Source organism: Streptomyces sp. NPDC002623, assembly GCF_053592635.1.
This window is the reverse complement of record NZ_JBSFWB010000035.1, coordinates 72,790-80,558: the sequence shown is the minus strand read 5'-3', so window position 1 is coordinate 80,558 and position 7,769 is coordinate 72,790. Positions and strand designations below refer to the sequence as shown.

At 69.8% G+C, this 7,769-nt stretch carries 6 protein-coding genes and 1 pseudogene; 1 reads left to right on the top strand and 6 read right to left on the bottom strand.

All coding sequences use genetic code 11. The annotated features are described in order from the left end of the window. From ACWD4O_RS39935 to ACWD4O_RS39925, 3 genes and pseudogenes are all read right to left on the bottom strand, one after another. Positions 1-161 (bottom strand): annotated as a pseudogene (locus ACWD4O_RS39935) (sugar ABC transporter ATP-binding protein); the annotation flags it as partial. An 8-nt stretch (positions 162-169) separates the two neighbouring features. Then, entirely contained in the window at positions 170-1,246 is a 1,077-nt protein-coding gene (locus ACWD4O_RS39930) for an ABC transporter permease (RefSeq protein ID WP_451287929.1), read from the bottom strand. Then, positions 1,246-2,265, bottom strand: coding sequence for a sugar ABC transporter substrate-binding protein (locus tag ACWD4O_RS39925; RefSeq protein WP_451287927.1), 1,020 nt, complete (start codon positions 2,263-2,265; stop codon positions 1,246-1,248). The genes ACWD4O_RS39930 and ACWD4O_RS39925 overlap by 1 nt, the downstream gene beginning before the upstream one ends. Positions 2,266-2,516: 251 nt before the next feature. Between ACWD4O_RS39925 and ACWD4O_RS39920 the strand changes: the two genes are divergently transcribed. Beyond that, positions 2,517-3,563 (top strand): LacI family DNA-binding transcriptional regulator, encoded by a 1,047-nt coding sequence (locus tag ACWD4O_RS39920; RefSeq protein ID WP_451287925.1) that lies wholly within the window; start codon positions 2,517-2,519, stop codon positions 3,561-3,563. An 18-nt stretch (positions 3,564-3,581) separates the two neighbouring features. Here ACWD4O_RS39920 and ACWD4O_RS39915 read toward each other — a convergent pair whose 3' ends face one another. From ACWD4O_RS39915 to ACWD4O_RS39905, 3 genes are all read right to left on the bottom strand, one after another. Continuing rightward, positions 3,582-4,280, bottom strand: a complete 699-nt coding sequence (locus ACWD4O_RS39915) for a LuxR C-terminal-related transcriptional regulator (protein WP_451287923.1) — start codon at positions 4,278-4,280, stop codon at positions 3,582-3,584. Between the two features lie 191 nt (positions 4,281-4,471). Continuing rightward, a complete protein-coding gene (gene dacB, locus ACWD4O_RS39910) occupies positions 4,472-5,845 on the bottom strand; it encodes a D-alanyl-D-alanine carboxypeptidase/D-alanyl-D-alanine endopeptidase (protein ID WP_451287921.1) in 1,374 nt (457 codons plus the stop codon). A gap of 171 nt (positions 5,846-6,016) precedes the next feature. Then, positions 6,017-7,582, bottom strand: coding sequence for a hypothetical protein (locus ACWD4O_RS39905; protein WP_451287919.1), 1,566 nt, complete (start codon positions 7,580-7,582; stop codon positions 6,017-6,019). Positions 7,583-7,769 lie beyond the last annotated feature (187 nt).

The window sequence follows — 7,769 nt, the reverse complement described above, 5'->3', positions numbered from 1 at the left end:
CCGGCGCCGTTGTCGCCCAGGACGCAGGTCACCTTCCCGGGATGCACGGTCAGGCTCACCCCGTGCAGCGCACGGATGTTGCCGTACGCCTTGCCGGTGGCCTTCAGCTCGACGACAGCGGAGGTGTCCTGGGCTGCCTTGGTGTCGTGGGTCGTTGTCATGGAATCGGTCACCTCCGGGTCGCCGCGCGGCTGACCCACAGATTGATGAGCGTGGCGCCGAGGAGCATCACGCCGAGGAAGGCCTTGAACCAGTCGGGGTTCCAGCCGGCGTAGACGATGCCCTGCTGCACCATGCCGAACATGAACGCGCCGAAGACCGGGCCGATCGCCGAGCCGTAGCCGCCGGTGAGGAGACAGCCGCCGATGACGGCCGCCGCGATGTAGATCAGCTCCTGGCCGACGCCCTCGCCCGACTGCACGGTGTTGAAGGTGAAGAGCTGGTGCATGCCGACGAACCAGGCGCCGAAGCCGACCAGCATGAACAGCGAGATCTTCGTGAACGTCACCGGCACGCCGACCGCCCGCGCGCTCTCCTTGTTGCCGCCGACCGCGAAGATCCAGTTGCCGTACCTGGTGCGCAGCAGCACCCAGGTGGCCAGCGCCGCGAAGACCAGCCACCAGATGACGGTGATCTTCACCTGGACGCCGCCTACCTCGAACGACGAGGCGAAGACCGCCCTCGCCTGCTCGAAGCCGTCCATGCTGCTGATGTCGTCGGTCGCGACGTTCCCGGTGATCAGCTTGGTCACGGCGAGGTTGACGCCCTGGAGGATCAGGAACGTGCCGAGGGTGACCAGGAAGCTGGGCAGCCCCGTCCGGACCATCACCCAGCCGTTGAAGAAGCCGACCGCCAGCGACACGATCAGGGCGACGAAGACGCCCACCCACACGTTCATGCTGAGCTGGTAGGCGAGCATGCTCGCGGTGAGTGCCGAGGTGATCACGCCGACACCGGCGGACAGATCGAACTCGCCGCCGATCATCAGCAGCGCGACCGGCAGCGCCATGATCCCGATCGTCGACGACTGATACAGGATGTTGGCCATCGAGCTGCCGTCCCGGACCGGCGGAGCCGACACCAGGAAGAACACGTACACCGCGACGGCGCCGAGGAACACGCCCACCTCGGGGCGGGCCAACAGCCGCAGGGCCAGGGGACGTCGAGCGGTCCGGCCGTCGGTCTGCCTGGGGCCGGAGGCCGGCGGTGTGGTCACCGCCGGCGCAGCCTGCTGCGTCATGCTCATCACCGAGTGCCCTTCGCGGCGAACTGGGCGACCGCCTCGACGTTGGACTTGTCCACGAAGGCCGGACCGGTCAGCACCGGCTGCTCACCGCCTCCGCTGAAGTTGCCGTTCGTCTTGTACAGCCAGAGCGAGTCGACCGCGAGGTAGCCCTGGAGGTAGGGCTGCTGGTCGACGGCGAACTGGATGGTGCCCTTCTCGATGGCGGAGACGAGATCCTTGTTGAGGTCGAAGGTGGCGACCTTGGCCTTGCTGCCCGCCTCGGACACCGACTGCACCGCGGTCAGCGCGATGGGGGCGCCGAGGGTGACCACCTCGTCGATGGAGCTGTCCTGCTTGAGCTTGGCGGTGATCGTCGACTTCACCGACGGCATGTCCGTGCCGTTGACGTAGAGGATGTCGGTCTCGCCGCCGAAGGTCTTCTTCACACCGGCGCAGCGCTCTTCGAGGTTGACGTCACCCTGCGCCTGGATCACGCACAGCGCGTGCTTGGCGCCCGTTCCGTTGATCTTCGTGCCGAGCGCCTGTCCGGAGACGGCCTCGTCCTGTCCGAAGAAGGACAGCAGGCCCTGCTCCTTCCAGACGCCGAGGCCCGCGTTGAGGCCGACGACCGGGATGCCGGCCTGCTCCGCCTTGGCGACCACGTCCTTGAGCGCGTCCGGCTTGGCGAGGGTGACCGCGATGCCGTCGACCTTCTGGTCGATCGCGTTCTGCACCAGGTTGGCCTGGTCGCCGGCCGTCTCGTCGTTGGAGTAGATCAGCTTGACGTTGTCCTTGGCGGCGGCGGCCTCGGCGCCCTTGCGGATGGTGTCCCAGAAGGTGTCGCCGGAGGGCGCGTGGGTGACCATCGCGATGGTCATCCGGGGGGTGTCGGCCTTGCCCGCGGAGGCGCCGGCGGCCTCCTCCTCGGCCTTCTTGCCGCCGGAGCTGCTGGAACAGCCCGCGAGGGTCAGGGCGGCCGCTGCTGCCACGGCCACGACGGGGACGAGTCTGCGGGAGCGGGGAAGGGATGTGCGATTCATGCTTCGTGCACCTCACTGTGCAGGGGAGGGGTGGATCTGCGGCTACGGAACGGGTCCCTGTGCTCGCGCTGCGCGGGTGGGTCGCGGTGGGGGGCGCGGGCCGAGTCGAGGACGGACGCCTTGTGGGCGTCAGGGCCGACTTGGTCGGAACATCAGGACAATTTAAAGCGCTTTAAGTCCTGGTACTATCAGCCTTGTTTCGCGAGCGTGTCAAGGGTGTTGCACCAGGAGATTGCGGCGGGGAGGCACAGGTGGGCGAGGCTGATTCCACAGGTCACCGGGAGGGCGCACAGCGGGACGGTGCGCTCAGACGCCCCCGGCTGGAGGACGTGGCCGCGCGGGTGGGCGTCTCCACCGCCTCGGTGTCCCTGGTGCTGCGGGGGGTGGCCGGCCCGAGCGAACGGACCCGGCAGCGGGTCCTGAAGGCGGCCGCGGACCTCGGCTATCAGGTGGACCGCACGGCCAGCATGCTGGCCAGCCGGCGCACCCGGCTGCTCGGCGTCATGGTCGACATCCACAGCCCGTTCCACGCCGAACTCGTCGAGCATCTGCACACGGCCGCCGAGGACGTCGGCTACGACCTGGTCCTGAGCACCCTCACCCGCACCCGCGACGAGCACACCGCGGTGGAGACGCTGCTCGCCTTCCGCAGCGAGGCGCTGATCCTGCTCGGCCCGACCGCCCCCGCCGACACGCTCGCCGTCCTCGACCGCAAGTCGCCGGTCATCGCCGTGGGCCGCCGGATCGCGGACGCGGACCTGGACGTCGTGCGTACCGCGGACGACGACGGTGTGGGCCAGATAGTCGATCACCTGGTCGATCTCGGACACCGGGAGATCGTCTACGTGGACGGCGGCAAGGGCGTCATCGCCACCGACCGGCGCCGCGGCTACCGCACGGCCATGCGCCGGCGCGGCCTCGACGCCCGGATCAGGGTGCTGCACGGTGACCACACGGAGGCGGCCGGCGAACGCGCGGCCCACCAGATCCTCGACGGCGGCGGCCTGCCCACGGCCGTCGTCGCCTTCAACGACCAGAGCGCGATCGGCGTCCTCGCCGCCTTCGCCCGGGCCGGCGTCTCCGTCCCGGGGCAGGTCTCCGTGGTCGGGTACGACGACGACACGCTCTCCCGGCTGAGCTGCTTCAACCTGACGACCGTCAGCCAGAGCGCCCGCGAACAGGCCCGCTATGCCGTGACGGCCGCCGTCGAACGCCTCGACCAGGGGCGGACCGAGTCCCGCGAGGTCGTCCTCACCCCGCGGCTGGTCCTGCGCGGCACGACGGCCGAGCCCGTCTGAGAGGCGGCCGGTGTCGGGTCAGGCGGCCGGGTGCACCAGGCCGTACTCGTAGGCGAAGGCGACCGCCTGGACGCGCGCATGGGCGCCGATCTTGGCGAGGATGTGGCTCACGTGCGACTTGACCGTGGTCGGGGCGATGGACAGCCGCGCGGCGATCTCCGCGTTGGACGAGCCGGAGGCCACGGCGACGAGGACGTCGCGTTCGCGCTCGGTGAAGGCGTCGAGCCCGACCGCGCGCTCGCGGGGCAGCGGCGCGCGCTCCTGGCGCACGGTGTCGATGAGGGCGCGGGTCAGCTCGGGGGTGATGACGGCGTCTCCGGCGGCCACCGCACGGACGGCCGCGGTCAGCTCGTCGGTGGTGGCATCGTCGAGGAGGAAGCCGCCGGCGCCCGCGCGCAGGGCGGCGTAGGCGTACCCCTGGTCGCCGCTGGAGGTGACGACGAGCACCCGGGACGGGTGCTCGGTCGCTCCGGAAGGGCTCCCGACCGCCGTGAGGTGCGTCGGGCGCGCGATACGGCGGATGGTCGGGATGTCGTCCGACTCGGAACGGGGGCCGCTCATCAGGACGACGTCGGGTCGGAGCGCGGCGGTCATACGGACCGCTTCGGCTCCGCTCGCCGTGTCGCCCACGACGGTCAGGTCGGTCTCGGCGGCCAGCAGCATACGCAGGCCGAGGCGCTGGAGGGACTGGTCGTTGACGATGAGTACGGAGGTCATGGCTGTCGTTCTCCATGCGGTGGGGGCGAACACCCATGAACGAAACGGTTTCGTTCACTTGATGGCAGCGTAGTCCTCGGAGTCATCGAAACGGCATCGTTTTCTTAGTGGCTTGGGTCACACCGGAACGACCGGAGAGGGCCGGCGTCCGTGACACCGGCCCTCTCCGCTTGCCGTACCCGTGCGCTCGGTCAGGCCCAGCAGCCGTTGACGGTCGCCGCGAGGCCGTCCATGGCGTCCTTGATGTCGTTCGGGTTGGCGGTGGAGCCGTTCTCGATGAACGAGAAGACCTTCCACTTGCCGTCCTTGCCCTGCGTCAGACCGCTCAGCGCGATGGCCCCGGTGAGCGTGCCGGTCTTCGCGTGCACCTTGCCGACCGCGCACTTGGAGTTCACGTCGTCGAAGCGGCCCCACTCCGGGCCGAGGGTGCTGCCGGCCTCGCCGGAGACGGGCAGTCCGTCGAGGATGGAGCCGAGGGTGCCGGCGTAGCGGTCTTCCGTCAGCAGCTCGAGGATCTCCGCGAGCGTGGCGGCCGGGATGCGGTCCGCCCGGGACAGGCCGCTGCCGTCGTACATCTCGAAGTTCTCGAGCGACACGCCGTAGCCCACGCTCAGCACCTGGCGTACGACCTCGGCCCCGGCCTCGAAGGTGGCCGGACGGTGCGCGCCCAGCGCGGTCATCCGCAGCAGGGTCTCGGCGATGTTGTTGTCGCTGGTCTTGAGCATCTTGTGGACGATGGCCGACAGCGGCGCCGAGACGTGCCGGGCGACCGGCACGTCCGTGTCGCTCGCCGTGGCGCGGGCGACCGTGCCGTCCACGGTGACCCCGGCCGCGGTGAGCTGCTTCGCGAAGACCTGCCCAGCGTCCAGGGACGTGTCGTCGACGCCGTGCCCGTCGACGACGAGCGCGCGCACGGGGGCGACGGAGTCGGGGTAGTAGCCGGTGTTCCAGCCGTTGGCCAGGGTCGGCTCGGGGAACAGGCTGTCGTCCACGGCGACCTTCACCGACGTCAGACCCGCCGCCTTGAGCCCGGCGACCGCGGTGGTCGCCAGCTCGGCGAGGTCGGCGCTGGTCAGGGTCCGGTCGCCGCCGCCGATCAGGGTCAGCGTGCCGTTGCCGTAGACGACCTTCGTGGTGAACGTGTGGTCCGGGCCGAGCACGGTGAGGGCGCCGGTCGCCGTGGCGAGCTTGACGTTGGACGCCGGCATCAGCGCGGTCGCCGCGTTGTGGTCCCACAACGTGTCGTCCGACTCCGCGTCGAGGACCACGCCGCTGACGTTCGAGCCCAGCCGCTGGTCGAGGACCCGCGTCTGAAGGTTCGTGACCATCTGCTGGTCGCCCTCGTCGAGCGTCTGACCGGACGCGGCGTCCTTGGCCGTCGTGCCGATGCCCTTCTCGGCGGCGAACGCCGAGGGGCCGGCCAGGGCCGCGGACGTGAGGGGCACGGCGAGGGCGAGCACGATCGCCCGCCGCATGCCGGTGCTGCTCTGCTTGGCCTTGCGGTGCCGGCGGCGACCGCCCGGAACAAAGGAACTCACAGGTGATTCCGCCGTTATGTCGTTCATATGGAGTATCTCAAGGCTTTCGTGTGGGGTGCTCTGCACAAGAGACTCTGCACAAGAGAATTCCGCCGCACCTTATCACCCGTCACATGTGACCCACAGGTAGCGAATTCACGGTTGACGGATATTCAGCAGGCGGAATTTCCTGGCATTTCCCGTCGCTTCACTCCCTGTTCAGGAGAGCGATCCCAGGCTCTGTGTCGTGTAGGCGCACTCCGTGTAGATGTAGCCCGATTCGAGCTTGGCCGTGTCCGAGGCGGGCGAGTCGAGGCCGTCCTTCGGCTTGTGCAGGAAGTAGGTGGTGCCGACCGGCAGGCTGATCGTGCGCTCCGGATAGTTCCTGCTGCTGTTGCTGCACGGCTCGAAATTCGGGTCGATCGTGCTGGAGAACGAGTACGCCTTGCAGCCGCTGCAGCCCTTGAGGGTGAAACTCCCGGTGACCGGACCCGTGTAGAGGACGGTGATCTCGTCGGGGCTGTCGTTCTGCACCGTGACGGAGATGCTGCCGCCCGTGCGGTTCGTCGGCAGCTTCTTGCCGGCCGCCGGCACCGTCTGGGCGATCTCCGCCGCTATCGCGATCTTCCTCGCCAGCGCCACGTTCTTGGCGGTCTTGTGGTCGGAGACGTACTCGGACATCGTCGTCTGGGCCGACTCGAAGTCGCCGTCCCGGTACTGGTCCACGCCGCAGTTGTACGTGCCCGTGCTCGCGCTGGTCCTGGCCCGCTGGGCGTCCTTGGTGAGGGCGGCGCCCACGTCGGCCTGCTCGGAGGGCACCGCGTCGATCTGGGAGCCGAGCGTGTTCAGGCTCTCGACCGCCGTGCAGGGCTCGGCCCCGCCCAGGCCCTTCTCCGCCTTCACCACGGCGGCGGCCACGGCCGGTTCGGCCTTCTGGGCCTGCGGCGACTCGGGGAAGGTGGTCAGCAACTCCCCGAACTGCGTCGCCCAGGAGGGTGCACCGGCCGTGAGCGCCGTCGACGCGCACTCGAACAGCGAGGTGGCGAGCCGGTCGTCGGGCCAGGTCTTCAGCGACCCGAGATCCGTGTCCGGCAGGCTCTTGGGAACCGTGCGGAGATACTTCAGCGGCTCCGTCGCCTGGCAGTAGTTTTTCTGCGCGTAGGGGGCGCCGACCGTCGTGTAGAAGGTCTTCATCCGTGCGGGCACCTTTTCGGCCGCCCGCGAGTCGGGGTGGTCGCCCGTCAGGTCCGCATAGGCCGTCAGCGCCTTGCGGTAGTCGGACCTGGCCGTGTCGAAGGGCTTCTCGCCGGCGGTCTGCACCAGCCGGTCGGCCTCGTCGAGCCGGTCGAGCAGCATCTGCTGCGTCGCTTCGTCCCGCGCACTGTCGTACAGCACGACGCCGCCGGCCGGCACGACGAGCAGGAGCAGTCCGAGGCCGAGCGCGAGCGGCGCCTGCCGGAGCCCGGCCAGCGGGGTGCGCAGGCCCAGCCGCGCACCGTGCGCCGCCGCCGCGGCGAGGAACAGCAGATACAGGACGAGCGCGAAGCCCGGGACGCCGTCCGGTTCGGCCGGCAGTGCCACGAGCAGCAGGACGGCGGTGGCGGCCCAGCACGCGACCATGAGGACCCAGCGGCGCAGCAGGGCGTAGCCCAGGCCCAGACCGCTGAGGTTGAGCACGGCCACCGCGACGGCCCGTGCGCCGTCTGCCGGGGCCGGCGGCGGTGTCGGCGGCATGGGCGGAACGTTGAAGGTGTAGTCGTATCTGCCGTACTGGTCCCCCGACATGGCGGCTCCCCCCGGATCAACTGCTCGCGCACATCTGCGATTTGTCAGTGTACGGGCGAGGAGGGGGACGTCGACAGGGGCGGCATGGTTCCCGTGCTGCGATCAGTGCCGGAGCGGGCAGCGGGCCGGGCAGCCGGCCGGGCCGCCACGCGGGGAGAGCGTGGCGGCCGCGGCTGCTATCGCGTCA